This window comes from Aquariibacter albus, assembly GCF_014145335.1.
GTDB lineage: Bacteria > Pseudomonadota > Gammaproteobacteria > Burkholderiales > Burkholderiaceae_C > Aquariibacter > Aquariibacter albus.
Map to the genome: position 1 here is coordinate 453,215 of NZ_JACIVI010000001.1, position 18,386 is coordinate 471,600.

Annotated in this window: 16 protein-coding genes; all 16 read left to right on the top strand. The window is 71.0% G+C overall.

Features of this window, described 5'->3' with window-relative positions; all coding sequences use genetic code 11:
• The first annotated feature begins 113 nt into the window (after positions 1-113).
• The 16 genes from parC (at position 114) to purF (ending at position 18,385) form a co-directional block, all read left to right on the top strand.
• Complete coding sequence (gene parC / locus H4F90_RS02065; RefSeq protein ID WP_182661016.1) at positions 114-2,438, top strand: DNA topoisomerase IV subunit A; 2,325 nt, start codon at positions 114-116, stop codon at positions 2,436-2,438.
• Between the two features lie 119 nt (positions 2,439-2,557).
• Entirely contained in the window at positions 2,558-3,970 is a 1,413-nt protein-coding gene (gene leuC, locus H4F90_RS02070) for a 3-isopropylmalate dehydratase large subunit (protein WP_182661018.1), read from the top strand.
• A 40-nt stretch (positions 3,971-4,010) separates the two neighbouring features.
• Positions 4,011-4,136, top strand: a complete 126-nt coding sequence (locus tag H4F90_RS02075; protein WP_182661023.1) for an entericidin A/B family lipoprotein — start codon at positions 4,011-4,013, stop codon at positions 4,134-4,136.
• 52 nt (positions 4,137-4,188) lie between these two features.
• Entirely contained in the window at positions 4,189-4,839 is a 651-nt protein-coding gene (gene leuD, locus H4F90_RS02080; RefSeq protein WP_182661025.1) for a 3-isopropylmalate dehydratase small subunit, read from the top strand.
• An 82-nt stretch (positions 4,840-4,921) separates the two neighbouring features.
• Positions 4,922-6,001 (top strand): 3-isopropylmalate dehydrogenase, encoded by a 1,080-nt coding sequence (gene leuB, locus H4F90_RS02085; RefSeq protein ID WP_182661027.1) that lies wholly within the window; start codon positions 4,922-4,924, stop codon positions 5,999-6,001.
• A gap of 96 nt (positions 6,002-6,097) precedes the next feature.
• Positions 6,098-7,234 (top strand): aspartate-semialdehyde dehydrogenase, encoded by a 1,137-nt coding sequence (gene asd / locus H4F90_RS02090; protein WP_182661029.1) that lies wholly within the window; start codon positions 6,098-6,100, stop codon positions 7,232-7,234.
• 88 nt (positions 7,235-7,322) lie between these two features.
• Positions 7,323-9,428 (top strand): type IV pilus assembly protein FimV, encoded by a 2,106-nt coding sequence (locus H4F90_RS02095; protein WP_182661031.1) that lies wholly within the window; start codon positions 7,323-7,325, stop codon positions 9,426-9,428.
• Positions 9,429-9,433: 5 nt separating this feature from the next.
• Positions 9,434-10,249, top strand: a complete 816-nt coding sequence (gene truA, locus H4F90_RS02100) for a tRNA pseudouridine(38-40) synthase TruA (RefSeq protein WP_328700800.1) — start codon at positions 9,434-9,436, stop codon at positions 10,247-10,249.
• A 45-nt stretch (positions 10,250-10,294) separates the two neighbouring features.
• Positions 10,295-10,942: a phosphoribosylanthranilate isomerase gene (locus tag H4F90_RS02105; RefSeq protein WP_182661033.1), complete on the top strand. Its 648-nt coding sequence runs from the start codon at positions 10,295-10,297 to the stop codon at positions 10,940-10,942.
• Between the two features lie 31 nt (positions 10,943-10,973).
• A complete protein-coding gene (gene trpB / locus H4F90_RS02110) occupies positions 10,974-12,239 on the top strand; it encodes a tryptophan synthase subunit beta (protein WP_182661036.1) in 1,266 nt (421 codons plus the stop codon).
• A complete protein-coding gene (gene trpA / locus H4F90_RS02115; protein WP_182661038.1) occupies positions 12,236-13,054 on the top strand; it encodes a tryptophan synthase subunit alpha in 819 nt (272 codons plus the stop codon). The genes trpB and trpA overlap by 4 nt, the downstream gene beginning before the upstream one ends.
• A gap of 72 nt (positions 13,055-13,126) precedes the next feature.
• Positions 13,127-13,999, top strand: a complete 873-nt coding sequence (gene accD, locus H4F90_RS02120) for an acetyl-CoA carboxylase, carboxyltransferase subunit beta (RefSeq protein WP_182661040.1) — start codon at positions 13,127-13,129, stop codon at positions 13,997-13,999.
• A gap of 76 nt (positions 14,000-14,075) precedes the next feature.
• Positions 14,076-15,449, top strand: a complete 1,374-nt coding sequence (gene folC / locus H4F90_RS02125; protein ID WP_182661042.1) for a bifunctional tetrahydrofolate synthase/dihydrofolate synthase — start codon at positions 14,076-14,078, stop codon at positions 15,447-15,449.
• 59 nt (positions 15,450-15,508) lie between these two features.
• Positions 15,509-16,294 carry an SPOR domain-containing protein gene (locus tag H4F90_RS02130; RefSeq protein WP_182661044.1) on the top strand — a complete coding sequence of 262 codons (786 nt, stop codon included), beginning with the start codon at positions 15,509-15,511 and terminating at the stop codon, positions 16,292-16,294.
• Between the two features lie 13 nt (positions 16,295-16,307).
• On the top strand, positions 16,308-16,847 hold the full coding sequence (locus tag H4F90_RS02135) for a CvpA family protein (RefSeq protein WP_182661046.1): 540 nt from the start codon (positions 16,308-16,310) through the stop codon (positions 16,845-16,847).
• Between the two features lie 5 nt (positions 16,848-16,852).
• On the top strand, positions 16,853-18,385 hold the full coding sequence (gene purF, locus H4F90_RS02140; RefSeq protein WP_182661048.1) for an amidophosphoribosyltransferase: 1,533 nt from the start codon (positions 16,853-16,855) through the stop codon (positions 18,383-18,385).
• Position 18,386 lies beyond the last annotated feature (1 nt).

The following is an 18,386-nucleotide window of genomic DNA, read 5'->3' on the forward strand; positions in this document are numbered from 1 at the left end:
GGTCCGGGTCGGCCGCCGCCGGGCTGTGGCGCGTCCTGGGGACAATGCGCGCCGAGCGCGGCCGGCCTCCCGGCCCCGACCCTTTCCCGTTCGACCTGCCTGCCCCTGCGTCCATGGACGATCTGTTCACCCCCCTCCCTCCCGCGCCCGACGCCCTGGGCCTGGCCGACTACGCCGAGCGGGCCTACCTGGAGTACGCGCTCAGCGTGGTCAAGGGTCGGGCCCTGCCCGATGTGTGCGACGGCCAGAAGCCGGTGCAGCGACGCATCCTCTACGCGATGCAGCGCATGGGTCTGGGCTTCGGCGCGTCGGGCGCGCCACGGCCGGTCAAGAGCGCCCGGGTCGTCGGCGATGTGCTCGGCCGCTTCCACCCGCATGGCGACCAGGCGGCCTACGACGCGATGGTGCGCATGGCCCAGGATTTCAGCCAGCGCTACCCGCTGGTCGACGGCCAGGGCAATTTCGGCAGCCGCGACGGCGACGGCGCCGCGGCCATGCGCTACACCGAGGCGCGGCTGGCGCCCATCACCCGCCTGCTGCTCGACGAGATCGACGAAGGCACGGTGGATTTCCTGCCGAACTACGACGGCTCGACCGAGGAGCCGCGCCAGCTGCCGGCCCGCCTGCCCTTCGTGCTGCTCAATGGCGCCAGCGGCATCGCGGTCGGCCTGGCCACCGAGATTCCCAGCCACAACCTGCGCGAGGTGGCCGCCGCCGCCGTGGCCCTGATCAAGGACGAGGCGCTCGACGACGAGGCGCTGTTCGCCCTGCTGCCCGGGCCGGACTTCCCGGGCGGCGGTCAGATCATCTCGACCGAGGCCGAGATCCGCGAGGCCTACCGCAGCGGCCGCGGTTCGCTCAAGGTGCGCGCCCGCTGGGTGATCGAGGACCTGGCGCGCGGCCAGTGGCAGATGGTCGTCACCGAGCTGCCGCCGGGCGCCAGCGCGCAGAAGGTGCTCGAAGAAATCGAGGAGCTGAGCAACCCCAAGATCAAAGCCGGAAAGAAGGCCCTCAGCCCCGAGCAGCTCCAGCTCAAGACCACGGTGCTCGGCCTGCTCGACACGGTGCGCGACGAATCGGGCAAGGACGCGCCGGTGCGCCTGGTCTTCGAGCCCAAGAGCCGCACGGTGGACCCGCAGGCCCTGGCCCGCCTGTTGCTCGCCCACACCAGCCTGGAGGGCAATGCGCCGCTGAACCTGACCATGGTCGGGGCCGACGGCCGGCCCACGCCCAAGAGCCTGCGGCAGATGCTGCTGGAGTGGACTGGCTTCCGCCTGCAGACCGTGACCCGGCGCAGCCGCCACCGCCTGGGCAAGGCGCTGGACCGCATCCACATCCTCGAAGGCCGGCAGCTGGTGCTGCTGAATCTCGACGAAGTCATCCGCATCATCCGCGAGAGCGAGGAGCCCAAGGCCGCGCTGATCGAGGCCTTCGCGCTGAGCGAGCGCCAGGCCGAGGACATCCTGGAGATCCGCCTGCGCCAGCTGGCCCGGCTGGAGGCGATCAAGATCGAGCAGGAGCTGGCCAGCCTGCGCGCCGAGCGGGCCCGGCTCGAGGAGAGCCTCGGCAGCCCGGCCGTGCTGCGGCGCACGGTGATCAAGGAGATCGAGGCCGATGCCAAGGCCCACGGCGACGCCCGCCGCACCCTCATCCAGGCCGAGAAGCGCAGCGTGGCGGAGCTGAAGGTGGTCGACGAGCCGGTCACCGTCATCGTCAGCCGCAAGGGCTGGTTGCGCGTGCGCCAGGGGCAGGGCCACGATCCGGCCAGCTTCAGCTTCAAGGCCGGCGACGGGCTCTATGGCGTCTTCGCCTGCCGCAGCGTCGACACCGTGCTCGTCTTCGGCAGCGCAGCCGGCGGCAGCGGCCGCGTCTACAGCCTGCCGGTGGCCGGTCTGCCGGGGGCACGCGGCGATGGCCAGCCGGTCACGGCCATGATCGAGCTGGAATCCGGCACCCAGGCCCTGCATTTCCATGCCGGCCCGGCCGCCCAGACCCTGATGCTGGCCGGCACCGGGGGCTATGGCCTGCTGGCCACCGTGGCCGACCTGGCCGGCCGCAACCGCAGCGGCAAGGCCTTCCTGACGCTGGAGGACGGCGAGCAGCCGCTGCCGCCGCAGCCGGTCGAGGCCGGGCAGGACCAGCTGGCGGTCCTGAGCCGGGCCGGCCGCCTGCTGGTCTTCCCGCTCGCCGAGCTCAAGCTGCAGCCCAAGGGCGGCCGCGGCCTGAGCCTGATCGAGGGGGCGGCCGGGGATCCGCTCATCGCCGCCGTGCCCTGCGGGGCCGGCGTGCTCGTGCAGGGCCTGGGCCGCGGTGGCAAGCCGCGCGTGCTGGAGCTGCGCGGCGTGGCGCTGGCCCCCCACCTGGGCAAGCGCGGCCGCAAGGCCCGGCCCATCGAGGCGCAGATCCAGGCCCAGAGCCTGGCCGCCTGGCGAGGCTGATCGGGGCGCGACCGGAAACTTGCTGACGCTGCGGCGCCGCAACGGCCCGACACCCCGGAAGGCGCGGCGGCACAATAGGGGGTTCCGATGCGTACCGCCCCGCCCGAGAAGCCCTGCCCATGAGTGCACGCACCCTTTACGACAAGCTCTGGGATGAGCATGTCGTCCACACCGAGGACGACGGCACCGCCGTCCTCTACATCGACCGCCATCTCGTCCACGAGGTGACCAGCCCGCAGGCCTTCGAGGGGCTGGATCTGGCCGGCCGCAAGGTCTGGCGCATCTCCGCCAACCTGGCGGTGAGCGACCACAACGTGCCGACCACCGACCGCCGCGAAGGCATTGCCGACCCGGTCTCGCGCCTGCAGGTCGAAACGCTCGACAAGAACTGCGATGCCCACGGCATCACCCAGTTCAAGATGAGCGACCGCCGCCAGGGCATCGTGCACGTCATCGGCCCCGAGCAGGGCGCGACCCTGCCCGGCATGACGGTCGTCTGCGGTGACAGCCACACCAGCACCCACGGCGCCTTCGGGGCCCTGGCCCATGGCATCGGCACCTCCGAGGTCGAGCATGTGCTGGCCACCCAGACCCTGCTGGCCAAGAAGGCCAAGAACATGCTAGTCAAGGTGGAGGGCACGCTGCCCAAGGGCTGCGGCGCCAAGGACATCGTGCTGGCCATCATCGGCCGGATCGGCACCGCCGGCGGCACGGGCTACACCATCGAATTCGCCGGCTCGGCCATCCGTGCCCTGAGCATGGAAGGCCGGATGACCGTCTGCAACATGGCCATCGAGGGCGGCGCCCGCGCCGGCCTGGTGGCGGTGGACGAGACCACGATCGCCTACGTGAAGGGCCGGCCCTTCACGCCGACCGGCGTCGAATGGGAGCAGGCCGTGGCCTATTGGCGCACCCTGCACAGCGACCCGGGTGCGCACTTCGACCATGTCGTCGAGCTCGATGCCGCGCAGATCCGCCCGCAGGTGACCTGGGGCACCTCGCCCGAGATGGTGCTGTCCATCGAAGACCGCGTGCCCGATCCCGACAAGGAGAAGGACGCCGTCAAGCGCGGTGCCATGGAGCGCGCGCTGCAGTACATGGCGCTGGAGCCCAACAAGCCGCTGGCGGACATCCGCATCGACCGGGTCTTCATCGGATCCTGCACCAACAGCCGCATCGAGGACCTGCGTGAGGCGGCCTCGGTCGTCCGCCGTGTCGGCGGCCGCATCGCGTCCAACGTCAAGCAGGCCCTGGTCGTGCCGGGCTCGGGCCTGGTCAAGGCCCAGGCCGAGGCCGAAGGGCTGGATGCCGTCTTCAAGGCCGCCGGCTTCGACTGGCGCGAGCCCGGCTGCTCGATGTGCCTGGCGATGAACGCCGACCGGCTGGAGCCGGGCGAGCGCTGCGCCTCGACCAGCAACCGCAATTTCGAAGGTCGCCAAGGCGCGGGCGGCCGCACCCACCTCGTCAGCCCGGCCATGGCCGCCGCTGCGGCGCTGGCGGGGCATTTCGTCGACGTGCGCCGCGTGGCCTGAGGCCTGTTTTCTCTCCCTTTCGATCCTGGAGGACCTGACCATGAAGAAGATCGTCCTGATGCTGCTTGCCGCCTTCGCGCTGTCCGCCTGCAACACCATTGCCGGCGTCGGCAAGGACGTGCAGCGCGCCGGCGAAGTCGTCGAAGACGCCGCCAAGAAGAAGTGAAGCCCGGGCGGGACCGCTGCGGTCCCGCCCACCCCCCTCCAGCGAGCAAGCCGTGCAAGCCTTCCGTGTGCATCAGGGCGTGGTGGCGCCCATCGACCGCGAAAACGTCGACACCGACGCCATCATCCCCAAGCAGTTCCTGAAGTCGATCCAGCGCAGCGGCTTCGGCATCAACCTGTTCGACGAATGGCGCTATGCCGAGCCCTGGCGTGAAGGCCAGGACCAGACCACGCGCCGTCCGAATCCGGACTTCGTGCTCAACCAGCCGCGCTACCAGGGCGCCTCGGTGCTGCTGGCGCGGCAGAACTTCGGTTGCGGCTCCAGCCGCGAGCACGCGCCCTGGGCCATCGAGCAGTTCGGCTTCCGCGCCCTGATCGCGCCGAGCTTCGCCGACATCTTCTTCAACAACTGCTTCAAGAACGGCCTGCTGCCCATCGTGCTGCCCGAAGCCCAGGTGGCCCGGCTGTTCGACGAAGTGGCCGCCTTCCCCGGCTACAGCCTGACGGTCGACCTGGAGCGTCAGGTGGTCGTCAAGCCCGACGGCGTGGAGCTGCCCTTCGAGGTGCAGCCCTTCCGCAAGTTCTGCCTGCTCAACGGCTTCGACGACATCGGCCTGACCTTGCGCCATGCCGAGAAGATCAAGGCCTATGAGGCCGAGCGCCTGGCCACCAAGCCCTGGCTGGCCCACCGCCTGCCGGGCTGAGACCCGCCCCCGCGGGCGCCGGGCCTCGGGCCCGACCTCGCCGGCCCCCGGCCGGCCCCGACCCTAACAACGAGTAGTCCTGATGAAGATCGCAGTCCTGCCGGGTGACGGCATCGGCACCGAAATCGTCGCCGAGGCGGTCAAGGTCCTGAAGGCCCTCGACCTGCGCTTCGAGCTGGAGAGCGCGCCGGTCGGCGGCGCCGCCTATGACGTGGCCGGCCATCCCCTGCCCGAGGCCACGCTGAAGCTGGCGACCGGCGCCGACGCCATCCTCTTCGGCGCCGTGGGCGACTGGAAGTACGACACCCTGGACCGTCCGCTGCGTCCCGAGCAGGCCATCCTCGGCCTGCGCAAGCACCTGGGCCTGTTCGCCAACTTCCGCCCGGCCATCTGCTATCCGCAGCTCACGCATGCCTCCAGCCTGAAGCCCGAGCTGGTGGCGGGCCTGGACATCCTGATCGTGCGCGAGCTGACCGGCGACATCTACTTCGGCCAGCCGCGCGGCCGCCGCACCGCGGTCGACGGTCACTTCCCCGGCGCCGAGGAAGCCTTCGACACGATGCGTTATTCGAAGCCCGAGATCGAGCGCATCGCCCATGTCGCCTTCCAGGCCGCCCGCAAGCGTGGCGGCAAGCTGACCAGCGTCGACAAGGCCAATGTGCTGGAGACCTTCCAGTTCTGGAAGGACACCGTCACCGAGGTCCATGCCCAGTACCCGGACGTGAAGCTCGACCACCTCTACGTCGACAACGCCGCGATGCAGCTCGTCAAGGCGCCCAAGGCCTTCGACGTGATCGTGACCGGTAACATGTTCGGCGACATCCTCAGCGACGAGGCCGCGATGCTGACCGGCTCGATCGGCATGCTGCCCAGCGCCTCGCTGAACGCGAAGAACCAGGGCCTCTACGAGCCCAGCCACGGCAGCGCGCCCGACATCGCCGGCAAGGGCGTGGCCAATCCGCTGGCCACCATCCTGAGCGCGGCCATGATGCTGCGCTACAGCCTGAACCAGGCCGAGGCGGCCGCCCGCATCGAGCGGGCCGTCGACACCGTCCTGAGCCAGGGCCTGCGCACCGGCGACATCTGGCGCGAAGGCGACACCCGCGTCGGCACCGTCGCCATGGGCGATGCGGTGGTCGCCGCGCTGAGCGCCCAGGGCTGATCCGAAGACGGATCCGCCCGGGTTTCCCGACCGCCTCTCGACCAACAACACCAGACAGAAGACCGCGGCACGCGGCTCAAGCAGAAGGACGCAAACATGGCACAAGCACGGGTCGGCCTCGTCGGATGGCGGGGCATGGTGGGTTCGGTCCTGATGGACCGCATGCAGGCCGAGGGCGATTTCGCCCACATCGAGCCGCTGTTCTTCAGCACCAGCAATGCCGGCGGCGCCGCCCCGGCCGCGCTGGCCAAGAACGAGACCCAGCTCTTCGACGCCTTCGACCTCGAGGCCCTCAAGCGCTGCGACATCGTGCTGACCTGCCAGGGCGGCGACTACACGAGCGAGGTCTTCCCCAAGCTGCGTGCCGCCGGCTGGAACGGCCACTGGATCGACGCGGCCTCGACGCTGCGGATGAAGGACGACGCGGTCATCGTGCTCGACCCGGTCAACCTGCCGGTCATCAAGAACGCGCTGGCCCGGGGCGGCAAGAACTGGATCGGCGGCAACTGCACCGTCAGCTGCATGCTGATGGGCGTGGGCGCCCTCTACAAGGCCGGCCTGGTCGAGTGGATGAGCACCCAGACCTACCAGGCAGCCAGCGGCGGCGGCGCGCAGCACATGCGCGAGCTGCTGACCCAGTACGGCACGCTCAATGCCGAGGTGCGGAGCCTGCTGGACGACCCGAAGAGCGCCATCCTGGAGATCGACCGCAAGATCATCGCCAAGCAGCGCGCCCTGAGCGCTGCCGAGACCGCCAACTTCGGCGTGCCGCTGGGCGGTTCGCTCATCCCCTGGATCGACAAGGATCTGGGCAACGGGATGTCGAAGGAAGAGTGGAAGGGCGGCGCCGAGACCAACAAGATCCTCGGCCAGGGCGAAGGCTTCGGCACGCCGGCCGTGCCGGTGGACGGTTTCTGCGTGCGCATCGGTGCCATGCGCTGCCACAGCCAGGCCCTGACCTTCAAGCTCAAGAAGGATGTGCCGCTGGCCGACATCGAGGCCATGATCGCGGCCGACAACGCCTGGGTGAAGGTCGTGCCCAACACCCGCGAAGCGACGATCAGGGACCTGACCCCCGTGGCGACCACCGGCACGCTGACCATCCCGGTCGGCCGCCTGCGCAAGATGGCCATGGGCCCCGAGTACCTGGGCGCCTTCACCATCGGCGACCAGCTGCTGTGGGGTGCAGCCGAGCCGCTGCGCCGTATGCTGCGCCTGCTGGTGGAAGCCTGAGTCCGCCTTCGGCGGTCCTCCGCGGCCGCCTTCCTGGGAGTCGAGCCTGATGTCCGATCGTCGTCCGAAGCTCCGCCACGCCCCTTGGATGGCCTGGGCCCCGACCCTTGCCGTGGCGGCCCTGGTGGTGCCGACCGAAGCCCAGGCGCTCGCCCTCGGGCGCCTCGCGCTGAAGTCCGGTCTCGGCGAGCCGCTGCGCGCCGAGGTCGACCTGGTCCGGCTTCGCGCCGACGAGGAAGACTCCCTCGCCGCCCGCCTGGCCGATCCGGCCGCCTACCGCGAGGCCGGCGCCAGGCTCGCGGCGCCCTTGCGCGAGCTGCAGTTCAGCCTGCGTCGTCGCGAGGACGGGCGTCCCTACCTGCTGATCAGCGGGGCCCAGCCGCTCAACGAGGAGGCGGTCGACCTCATCATCGAGGTCGAGTGGGCCAAGGGCCGCGTGATTCGCGACTATTCGCTGCGACTCGAGGGCGCGCGCAAGCCGCCGAAGGCCGAGCCGCCGGTCCCCGCACCGGCTCCGGCGCCGGAGACCAAGACGGAGGCGGAAGGGGTCGCGCCTGCGCCGCCGGACCACGCGGCTTCGCTGCGCGTCGACCCGGCCTCCAGCCTGTCGGTGCTGGCGCTGAAGCGCCTGCCGCGCGGAGCCAGCCTCGACCAGATGATGGCCGCGCTGCTGCGTGCCAATCCCGAGGCCTTCATCAACGGCAACATCAACAAGCTCCGTGAGGGTGCGGTGCTGGGGGTGCCGACACCCGACCAGGTGCTGGCCCTCGACCGTGCCGAGGCCCGCCGGCTGCTGCTCGCTCACAGCATCGACCAGGCGCCGGCCCAGCCTCTGCCCCTGCCCACGGAGCCGGTCGAGCCGGCCCCTCCGGTGGCCCCGCCCGTGGCGGTCGCGCCGCCCCGCGCCGCCGATGCAGAGCCTGCCGCCTCGGCACCGGCACCGGCACCGGCACCGGCACCGGCACCGGCAGAGCCCGTCGTCCCGACCCCGGCGCCGCCCGCGCCCCCCCCTGAACCCGCCTCGGCGAGTGAGCCTGCGCCGGTGCCCGAGCTGCCGGCATCCCAGGCCTCAGCGACCGACACGGGGGCGGTGCCCGCGCCCGAGGCGGCATCCGCCGCCGGCCCCACGGCGCTGCCTCAGGCCTTGCGATGGGGTCTGCCGCTGCTGCTGGGTCTCGCGCTCGCGTTCTGGGCCTTGCGCCGCCGCAGCCCGACGCCAGGGGCGACGCAGCCCGCCCAGCCGCCCGTGGATTCGCCGCCTCCGGCGGTTTCGCCTGAAGCCCAGTCGCCCGAGGACCTTGCCGCACCGTCGACCGAGGCCCCCGCGCCCGAGCCGGAACCTGAGCAGGCGGCGCCCCTGGCGAACCTCGAACCGGCCGACGAGCCGGCACCGGTCCGCGAGCCGGAGCCTGAGCCGGTGCCGGTCCGCGAGCCGGAGCCGGAGCCGGAGCCGGAGCCGGAGCCGGCCGTGCAGCCCGAGCCCGTCCTGGCGGATCGCCCTGCCGCGCCTGCCGGGCAGGACGCTTTCGAGACCGTCTCGCCCTTTGAGCTGGTGGCGGCCAGTCGGCGTCCCCTGCGCGATGAGCTCGCCGAGCTCCCCATGCAGTTCTCCTTGCAGGATCTGGACGCCCAGGAGGATGTCGATCCCGTGGCCGAGGCCGAGGTCTACCTCGGCTATGGCCGCGACCTGCAGGCCGAGGAGATCCTCAAGGAGGCCTTGCGTCACGATCCGGACAGCCTGCCGCTGCGGCTGAAGCTGCTCGAGATTCACGCGCTGCGACGCGATCTCGCGGCCTACGAAAGTCTGGCGCGCGACATCTTCGAGACCACCGGCGAGGATCACGAGGCCTGGTGGCAGACCCAGCGCCTGGGGGCCGAGCTGGAGCCCGACCATCCGCTCTACCAGCCGGGCGGCCGCCCGGCGGCCGAGCCCTCGGCCCGGCCGGGCCAGGTGCTGTCCGACGCGCCGCAGGCCCTCGGCCTGGATCTGGACCTCGGCGACGAGCCGGCCCCCGCCCTGGCCGCGCCGCAGGCCGGGGGCCTGGACCGCAAGCTGGAGCTGGCGGACGAGTTCCTCGCGATCGGCGACCGCGAAGGCGCCACCGAGCTCGCCGAGGAAGTGCTCCGTGAGGGCGATCCCGGCCAGCAGACCCGTGCCCGCGAGCTCCTGGCCCGCCTCGGAGGAGCCCGCTGAGCGTCGTGCCGGTGCCGCAGGACACGCTGCATCCCCCCGCACGCCTGGCGCTCGGCCTCAGCTACCGCGGCAGCGCCTACCTCGGCTGGCAGAGCCAGCCCAGCGGCCAGACGGTTCAGGACCAGCTGGAAGCGGCCCTCGCTGCCTTTGCCGCCCAGCCGGTGCGCACGGCCTGCGCCGGTCGGACCGACGCCGGCGTGCACGGCCTGAACCAGGTCGTGCATTTCGATGCGCCGGTGGCCCGCGAGCCCTTTTCCTGGGTGCGCGGGACCAACCGCTACCTGCCGCCCGACATCGCCGTGCAGTGGTGCCAGCCGGTGCCGGCCGATTTCGACGCGCGCCGCCATGCGCGCGGCCGCCGCTATGTCTACCTGCTGCGGGAATCCGTGGCCCGGCCCGCGCTGGAGGCCGGCCTGGTCGGCTGGGTGTTCCGGCCGCTGGACCAGGCCGCGATGGAGGCCGCGGCGGCCCATCTGATCGGCACGCATGACTTCAGCGCCTTCCGCGCCGCGGGCTGCCAGGCCCTCTCGCCGGTCAAGGAGATGCGCCGCATCGCCATCACGCGGCGCGGTGCGCTGTGGCGCTTCGAGGTCGAGGCCAGCGCCTTCCTGCACCACATGGTCCGCAACCTCATGGGCTGCCTGGTGGCGGTGGGGCAGGGCAGCCGGCCGCCCGACTGGATGGCCGAGGTGCTGGCCAGCCGCTCGCGCGAACGCGCCGCGCCGACCTTTGCCCCGGACGGCCTCTACTTCCTCGGCCCGGTCTACGATGCCGGGCTCGGTCTGCCCGAACACAATGCGTCGATCGACTGGCTGCCCTGAGGGCTGTGCAGCGTGCCGATCCTGCCGCCCGTTGGCCCCTTTTTCATGTCTCACCGCACCCGCATCAAGATCTGCGGCCTGACCCGCGAGGCCGATGTCGACGCCGCCGTGGCCGCCGGCGCCGACGCGCTCGGTTTCGTCTTCTACGCGAAGAGTCCCCGCGCGGTCAGCGTGGCCCGCGCGGCCGCGCTGGCCCGGCGTCTGCCGCCCTTCGTCACGCCGGTCGGGCTGTTCGTGAACGCCGAGCCGGCGGAGATTGCCGCGGCCTGCGCCGCCATCCCCACCTTGCTGCTGCAGTTCCACGGCGACGAGGACCGCGCGGCCTGCGAGGCCCCCGGCCGACCCTATCTGCGGGCGGCCCGGATGGGGCCGGGTTTCGCTTTGCTAGACTTCGCCCAGCAGTTTCCCAGCGCCCAGGCCCTGCTGCTCGACGCCCATGTCGAGGGCTATGGCGGCGGCGGAAAGGTCTTCGATTGGTCACTCATTCCAGCAAGCGCGCCCTGTCCGCTCGTTTTGTCTGGTGGGTTGAATCCTGCCAATGTGATCGATGGGGTGGAGCGCGTGCGGCCCTGGGCCGTTGACGTGAGCTCCGGCGTCGAGGTGGGCAAGGGCGTCAAGGACGCCGTCCTGATGCAAGCCTTCTGCGATGCCGTTCGGCAGGCCGATGCCCGCCCCCATGAGGCCGCCGGCTGAAGCCCCGGTCTCCCGGATCGAAAGCATTCCCATGTTGGACTACCAGCAACCCGATGCCCGCGGGCACTTCGGGCCCTACGGCGGCACCTTCGTCGCCGAGACCCTCATCCATGCGCTCGACGAGCTGAAGGCGGTCTATGCCCGCTACCAGCACGACGCCGAGTTCCAGCGCGAATTCCGCCACGAGCTGGCGCACTTCGTCGGCCGGCCCAGCCCGGTCTACCACGCTGCGCGCCTGAGCCGCGAGCTGGGTGGCGCGCAGATCCACCTCAAGCGCGAGGACCTGAACCACACCGGCGCGCACAAGGTGAACAACACCATCGGCCAGGCCCTGCTGGCCAAGCGCATGGGCAAGCCGCGGATCATCGCGGAGACCGGCGCCGGTCAGCATGGCGTGGCCACGGCCACCATCTGCGCGCGCTACGGCCTGGAGTGCGTGGTCTACATGGGCAGCGAGGACGTGAAGCGCCAGTCGCCTAACGTCTACCGCATGAAGCTGCTGGGGGCCACCGTGGTGCCGGTCGACAGCGGCAGCAAGACCCTGAAGGACGCGCTGAACGAGGCCCTGCGCGACTGGGTGACGAACGTCGAAAACACCTTCTACATCATCGGCACGGTGGCCGGCCCGGCGCCTTATCCGGCCATGGTGCGCGACTTCCAGAGCGTGATCGGCGAGGAGTGCCTGACGCAGATGCCGGCGCAGATCGGCCGCCAGCCCGACGCCGTCGTCGCCTGCGTCGGCGGCGGCAGCAATGCCATGGGCATCTTCTACCCCTACATCCCGCATGAGGGGACCCGCCTGATCGGCGTCGAGGCCGCGGGCGAGGGCCTGGACAGCGGCAAGCACTCGGCCTCGCTCACGCGCGGTACGCCCGGCGTGCTTCACGGCAACCGCACCTACCTGCTGCAGGACCGCAACGGCCAGATCACCGAGACGCACAGCATCTCGGCCGGCCTGGACTACCCCGGCGTCGGTCCCGAGCATGCCTACCTGAAGGACATCGGCCGCGCCGAGTACGTCGGCATCACCGACGCCGAGGCCCTGGCCGCCTTCCACCGCCTGTGCCGCACCGAGGGCATCATCCCGGCGCTCGAATCCAGCCATGCCGTCGCCCATGCGATGAAGATGGCGCCGACGATGCGGCCCGATCAGCACATCCTCGTCAACCTCTCGGGTCGGGGCGACAAGGACATCGGCACCGTGGCCGACCTGTCGAACGCCGATTTCTACTGCCGTCCGTCCTGCCGCGGCCAGTCGGTCAAGGGCGGCGTCTCGGTCGTGGAGGTGAAGGCATGAGCGCGCGCATCGCTGCGGTCTTCGAGACCCTCAAGACCCAGGGCCGCCAGGCCCTGATTCCCTATGTGACGGCCGGCGACCCAGCCCCCGCGGCCACCGTCGGCATCCTGCACGGCCTGGTGGCCGGCGGCGCCGACATCCTCGAACTGGGCGTGCCCTTCTCCGACCCGATGGCCGACGGCCCGGTGATCCAGAAGGCTTCCGAGCGTGCGCTGGCCCAGGGGGTGGGCCTGCACGAGGTGCTGGCCATGGTGCGCGACTTCCGTCGCGACGACGCCCGCACCCCGGTCGTGCTGATGGGCTACGCCAACCCGGTCGAGTGCTATGGCGTCGAGGCCTTCGCACGCGATGCGGCGGCGGCCGGCGTCGATGGCGTGCTGATCGTCGACTACCCGCCCGAGGAGTGCGAGACCTTCGCCGCGCTGCTGAAGGCAGCCGGCCTGGACCTGATCTTCCTGCTCGCCCCGACGTCCACCGAGGCCCGCATGGCCACGGTGGGCCGCATTGCCGGGGGCTACGTCTACTACGTGTCGCTCAAGGGCGTGACGGGCGCCGGCCACCTCGACACGGCCGAGGTCGGCCGCATGATTCCCCGCATCCGCCAGCATGTGCGGGTGCCGGTCGGCGTGGGCTTCGGCATCCGCGATGCCGAGAGTGCGGTTGCGGTCGCGGCGGTGTCCGATGCGGTCGTGATCGGCTCGAAGCTGGTCCAGTTGCTGGAAGCGGCACCGGCCGGCCGCTGGGCCGAGGTGGCGCGTGATTTCATGGCCTCGATCCGCGGTCCGCTGGATGCGGCCTCGGCCGCAAGGCGCTGAGCGATGCCGGCGGGGCCGCGACGCGGCCGTCCCGCCCTTCCTGTTTCCGATGTTCGATGAAAGGACCCTCCGATGAGCTGGCTTGAAAAACTCCTGCCGCCCAAGATCCAGCCCACCGATCCGGCCGAGCGCCGCTCGGTGCCGGAGGGCCTGTGGACCAAGTGCCCGGCCTGCGAGACCGTGCTCTACAAGACCGATCTGGAGCACAACCTCGGCGTCTGCCCGAAGTGCAGCCATCACCATCGCATCGGCGCGCGGGCACGGCTCGATGCCTTCCTCGATGCCGAGGGCCGCTACGACATCGGACAGGAGGTGCTGCCGGTCGACCCGCTCAAGTTCAAGGACAGCAAGAAGTACCCCGAGCGCCTGAAGCAGGCCCTGGACGCGACCGGCGAGACCGACGCCCTGGTCGTGATGGGCGGTGCGGTGATGACGCTGCCGGTGGTGGCCGCGGCCTTCGAGTTCGAGTTCATGGGCGGTTCGATGGGCTCGGTGGTTGGCGAGCGCTTCGTGCGCGGCGTCGAGACCGCGATCGAACAGAAGGTGCCCTTCATCAGCTTCGCCGCCAGCGGGGGCGCGCGCATGCAGGAGGGCCTGCTGAGCCTGATGCAGATGGCCAAGACCAATGCCTCGCTGACCTGGCTGGCCAAGGCCGGCCTGCCCTACATCAGCGTGCTGACCGACCCGACCATGGGCGGCGTGTCCGCCAGCTTCGCCTTCATGGGCGATGTGGTGGTGGCCGAGCCCAAGGCCCTGATCGGCTTCGCCGGGCCGCGCGTGATCGAGAACACCGTGCGCGAGAAGCTGCCCGAGGGTTTCCAGCGCGCCGAGTTCCTGCGCGACAAGGGCGCGGTCGACATGATCATCGACCGCCGCGAGCTGCGGCCCACGGTGGCCCGCATGCTGGCCATGCTGCAGCGCCAGAGCGCCGACGCGATCGCCTGAGCGCGCTGCCCGAACTTTCCGACGGGCGGCTCCGGCCGCCCTTTTTGCTTGATCCGTCCCGCGAGAAGCCGCTGCCGTGACCGACGTTTCCCCGACCGCGACCGAGACGGCCCGCGCCGAGCTGGCCCGCTGGCTGGCCCATGCCGAAGGCCTGCATCCGCGCGGCATCGACCTGACCCTGGAGCGCGTGCGGCGCGTCTACGCTCGCCTGGACCTGGCCCCGGACGTGCCGGTCGTCACCGTGGCCGGCACCAACGGCAAGGGTTCCACCTGCGCCATGCTGGAGGCCATCCTCGGCCAGGCCGGCTACCGCACCGGGGTCTACAGCTCGCCGCACCTCGTGCACTTCGAGGAGCGCTGCCGCATCGACGGCCGGCCGGTCGAGGCTGCCGCGCTGCTGCCGCACTTCGCGGCGGTCGAGGCGGCGCGCGAGGGCGACCCGCTGACTTATTTCGAGTTCACCACCCTGGTCATCCTGCGGCTGCTGGCCCAGGCGGGCCTCGATGCGCTGATCCTCGAAGTCGGCCTGGGCGGCCGCCTGGATGCGGTGAATGTGGTGGACACCGACTGCGCGATCCTCACCAGCATCGACCTTGACCACTGCGAGTTCCTCGGCCCGGACCGCGAGGCCATCGGCGCCGAGAAGGCGCCGATCGCCCGGCCGGGCAAGCCGATGATCGTCGGCGATCCCCTGCCGCCGGCCAGTGTGCTCACGCATGCCGCCTCGATCGGCGCCGACCTGTGGCTGCATGGCCGCGACTTCCGCTACGCCGGCCAGCAGGGCGAGGGCGGTCGCTGGCAGCAGTGGTCCTGGAGCGGCCGCAGCCAGCGCCACCACGGTCTGGCCTATCCGGCATTGCGCGGGGCCAACCAGCTGCTCAACGCCGCGGCGGTCCTGGCCGCGCTGGAGGCCCTGCGCTCGCGCCTGCCGGTGTCGGCCCAGGCGGTGCGCACCGGCCTGGCCCTGGTCGAGCTGCCCGGTCGCTTCCAGGTCGTGCCCGGTGAGCCGACCCTGGTGCTGGATGTCGCCCACAACCCGCATGCCGCGGCCACCCTGGCGCAGAACCTCGACCAGATGGCCTACCACCCGAGCACGCATGCTGTCTTGGGTGCGATGAAGGACAAGGACCTGGCGGCGGTGATCGCGCCGCTGCTGCCGCTGGTCGACGTCTGGCATCTCTGCGCGCTGCCGACGCCCCGTGCGGCCGATCTCGACACCCTGCAGGCTGCGCTCGACACCGCCCGCGCCACCCGCGCCCAGGGCCGCGTGCCCGGGCCGCAGCAGCCGCGTGTCGAACGCCATGCTGCACCGCGGGAGGCCCTGCTCGCCGCCCTGGGGCAGACCGACCCGGCCGATAGAATCGTGGTCTTCGGCTCTTTCTTCACCGTCGGTGGAGTGCTCCAGAACGGCCTGCCGCGGCGCGAGGCGCCGCACCTGGGGCGGGCCTGAGTCCCGGGCGCGGTCGACCCGGGTCCTTCCTCCGTCCGACCACCGCGCCCTTTCCCTGCATGGGTCTCGCCTCCTTCCTGTCCCGCTTGAGCCCGCCGGCCGCCGCTGCTGGTCCGGCCGAGGAGGAGCGGCTGCGCACCCAGGCCCGCCGACGCCTGATCGGCGCGGCCCTGCTCGTGATGGTGGCGGTGCTGCTGCTGCCCTGGGTCTTTGACAGTCCGCCGCGCCCGCTGCCCAGCGACCTGCCGATCGACATTCCCCGCCGCGAAGCGACTGCCGCGCTGGGCTTGCCGAGCGAGCGGGCGAATGCCGAGACGGCTTCCGCGCCTGTTGAGCCGGTGACCGATCCAGTCCGGCCGGCCCGCCCGGCGCCCGTTCCGGCGTCGGCGCCGGCTGCGGCCCGCTTGCCGGAGGCTCCGCCGGCCGCCGAGCGCGAGACCGTCGAGGCGGCCGTGCCGGCCACCCGTCGTGCGGCCTCGGCGCCGCCGCTGGCGCGGCCCCCCGCCGCTTCGGCCGTGCCCTCGCCCAGGCGTCCAGAGCCGCCGACGGCAGGCAAGGGCGGGTCCGAGCCCCCCGCCGCCGCCACGGCCAAGCCTGCCGCGGAGGCCACGGCAGGTGCCCGCTACATCGTGCAGATCGGCGCCTACGCCGATCCCGCCACCGCCCGGGCGGCGCGGCTGAAGGTCGAACGGCTGGGCCTGAAGACCTATGTCCACGAGATCGACGTGCCAGGCGGCAAGCGCATCCGCGTCCGCGTCGGTCCCTTCAGCGACCGCGAGGAGGCAGCCCGTGTGCAGGACCGCCTGGAGAAGGCCGGCTTCCAGCCCGGCCTGCTGACGCTGTGAGGAGGACCGCCGCATGAACCTCGAATCCCTGGGCTGGGTCGACGGCCTGGCGCTGCTCGGTCTGGCCGTGTCCTTCGTGATCGGGCTGTGGCGCGGGCTCGTCTTCGAGCTGATGTCGATCGCCGGCTGGATCGTGGCCTACCTGCTGGCCCAGCGCTACAGCCCGTCGATGGCGGGCTGGCTGCCGATCGGGGCGCCCGGCAGCGCCTTGAACCTGATCGCAAGCCTGGTGCTGCTCTTCGTGATCGCGCTTTTCGTCTGGGCCTTGCTGTCCTGGCTGCTGCAGAAGGCGATCTCGGCCTCCCCGCTGCGGCCGGTTGACCGCGTCCTCGGCGGCGTCTTCGGCCTGCTGCGCGCGCTGGTGATCGGCCTGGTGCTGGTCAGCGGCATCCGGCTCACGCCCCTCGCGGGCTCGACCGACTGGCAGGCCTCGCGGGCCGTGCAGGGGCTCGGGCTCGTTCTCGAACAGATCCAACCCTGGTTGCCCGACGCGGTAGCACGCCATCTGCGCGCTGCCGCCGCGGGCCACCTGTCCTCGGCACAGAAAGGCTGAAACCCATGTGCGGCATCGTCGGCGTCATCTCCAAAGCCCCCGTCAACCAGCTCATCTACGACGCACTGCTGCTGCTGCAGCACCGTGGTCAGGACGCGGCCGGCATCGTCACCGCCGGCCCGGACCATCGCGGCACCAAGTTCTTCATGCACAAGGCGCGCGGCATGGTCCGCGATGTGTTCCGCACCCGCAACATGCGCGCGCTGCCCGGCCAGATCGGCCTGGGCCAGGTTCGCTACCCCACCGCGGGCAATGCCTACAGCGAGGAAGAGGCGCAGCCCTTCTACGTGAACGCGCCCTTCGGCCTGGTGCTGGTGCACAACGGCAACCTGACGAATGCCCATGCCCTCAAGGGCGAGCTGTTTGCGATCGACCGCCGCCACCTGAACACCGAGAGCGACACCGAGGTGCTGATCAACGTGCTCGCGCACGAGCTGGAGAGCGCGGCGCGCGACCAGGCGCTGACGCCCGCGGTGATCTTCGATGCCGTGGCGGCTGTGCACAAGCGCATCAAGGGCAGCTATGCCGTGGTCTGCCTGATTGCCGGCCACGGCCTGCTCGCCTTCCGCGACCCCTACGGCATCCGTCCGCTCTGTCTGGGCGAGGCCATGCTGCCGGATGGCAGCCGGGAACTGATGGTGGCCAGCGAATCCGTGGCGCTGGAAGGCACCGGCCACCAGTTCGTGCGCGATGTGCAACCGGGCGAGGCCATCTTCATCGACTATGAAGGCGCTCTGCATGCGAGCCAGTGCGCGGCCAAGCCCACGCTGAACCCCTGCATCTTCGAGTTCGTCTACCTGGCGCGGCCGGATTCGGTGATCGACGGCATCTCCGTTTACCAGGCTCGCCTGAACATGGGCGAGACGCTGGCGCAGCGCGTGATCTCCACCGTGCCCCCGACCGAGATCGACGTGGTCATCCCCATCCCCGAGTCCAGCCGGCCGAGCGCGATGCAGCTGGCGCAGAGGCTGGGCAAGCCCTATCGCGAGGGCTTCGTGAAGAACCGCTACGTCGGCCGCACCTTCATCATGCCGGGCCAGGGGCAGCGCAAGAAGAGCGTGCGCCAGAAGCTCAATGCCATCGGCAGCGAGTTCAAGGGCCGCCGGGTGCTGCTGGTCGACGATTCGATCGTGCGTGGCACGACCAGCCGCGAGATCGTTCAGATGGCCCGCGAGGCCGGTGCGGCCAAGGTCTACCTGGCCTCGGCCGCGCCGCCGGTGCGCCACCCCAACGTCTATGGCATCGACATGCCGACCAAGACCGAGCTGATCGCCCACGGCCGCAGCAGTGATGAAGTCCGCGACTACATCGGCTGCGACGCCCTGATCTACCAGGATCTGGCCGCGATGAAGAAGGCGGTGGGCCTGCTGCAGCCAGCGCTGGCGGGCTTCGAGGCCTCCTGCTTCGATGGCGTCTACATCACCGGCGACGTCAGCAGCGAGGATTTCGACGCCATCTCCAAGCAGCGCAGCCTGGGCTTCGAGGAGGAAGAGGACAACCGCCAGCGTCTGGCGTTGCAGGGTGGCGTGGAGGTCTGAG

What these genes read in the sequence shown, in the direction of transcription:
- H4F90_RS02075 (WP_182661023.1), top strand. Translation starts at nt 4,011, where the DNA reads ATGAAGAAGATCGTCCTGATGCTGCTTGCCGCCTTCGCGCTGTCCGCC.
- accD (WP_182661040.1), top strand. Translation starts at nt 13,127, where the DNA reads ATGAGCTGGCTTGAAAAACTCCTGCCGCCCAAGATCCAGCCCACCGAT.
- trpB (WP_182661036.1), top strand. Translation starts at nt 10,974, where the DNA reads ATGTTGGACTACCAGCAACCCGATGCCCGCGGGCACTTCGGGCCCTAC.
- leuB (WP_182661027.1), top strand. Translation starts at nt 4,922, where the DNA reads ATGAAGATCGCAGTCCTGCCGGGTGACGGCATCGGCACCGAAATCGTC.
- H4F90_RS02095 (WP_182661031.1), top strand. Translation starts at nt 7,323, where the DNA reads ATGGCCTGGGCCCCGACCCTTGCCGTGGCGGCCCTGGTGGTGCCGACC.
- asd (WP_182661029.1), top strand. Translation starts at nt 6,098, where the DNA reads ATGGCACAAGCACGGGTCGGCCTCGTCGGATGGCGGGGCATGGTGGGT.
- parC (WP_182661016.1), top strand. Translation starts at nt 114, where the DNA reads ATGGACGATCTGTTCACCCCCCTCCCTCCCGCGCCCGACGCCCTGGGC.
- purF (WP_182661048.1), top strand. Translation starts at nt 16,853, where the DNA reads ATGTGCGGCATCGTCGGCGTCATCTCCAAAGCCCCCGTCAACCAGCTC.
- H4F90_RS02135 (WP_182661046.1), top strand. Translation starts at nt 16,308, where the DNA reads ATGAACCTCGAATCCCTGGGCTGGGTCGACGGCCTGGCGCTGCTCGGT.
- leuC (WP_182661018.1), top strand. Translation starts at nt 2,558, where the DNA reads ATGAGTGCACGCACCCTTTACGACAAGCTCTGGGATGAGCATGTCGTC.
- H4F90_RS02130 (WP_182661044.1), top strand. Translation starts at nt 15,509, where the DNA reads ATGGGTCTCGCCTCCTTCCTGTCCCGCTTGAGCCCGCCGGCCGCCGCT.
- H4F90_RS02105 (WP_182661033.1), top strand. Translation starts at nt 10,295, where the DNA reads ATGTCTCACCGCACCCGCATCAAGATCTGCGGCCTGACCCGCGAGGCC.
- trpA (WP_182661038.1), top strand. Translation starts at nt 12,236, where the DNA reads ATGAGCGCGCGCATCGCTGCGGTCTTCGAGACCCTCAAGACCCAGGGC.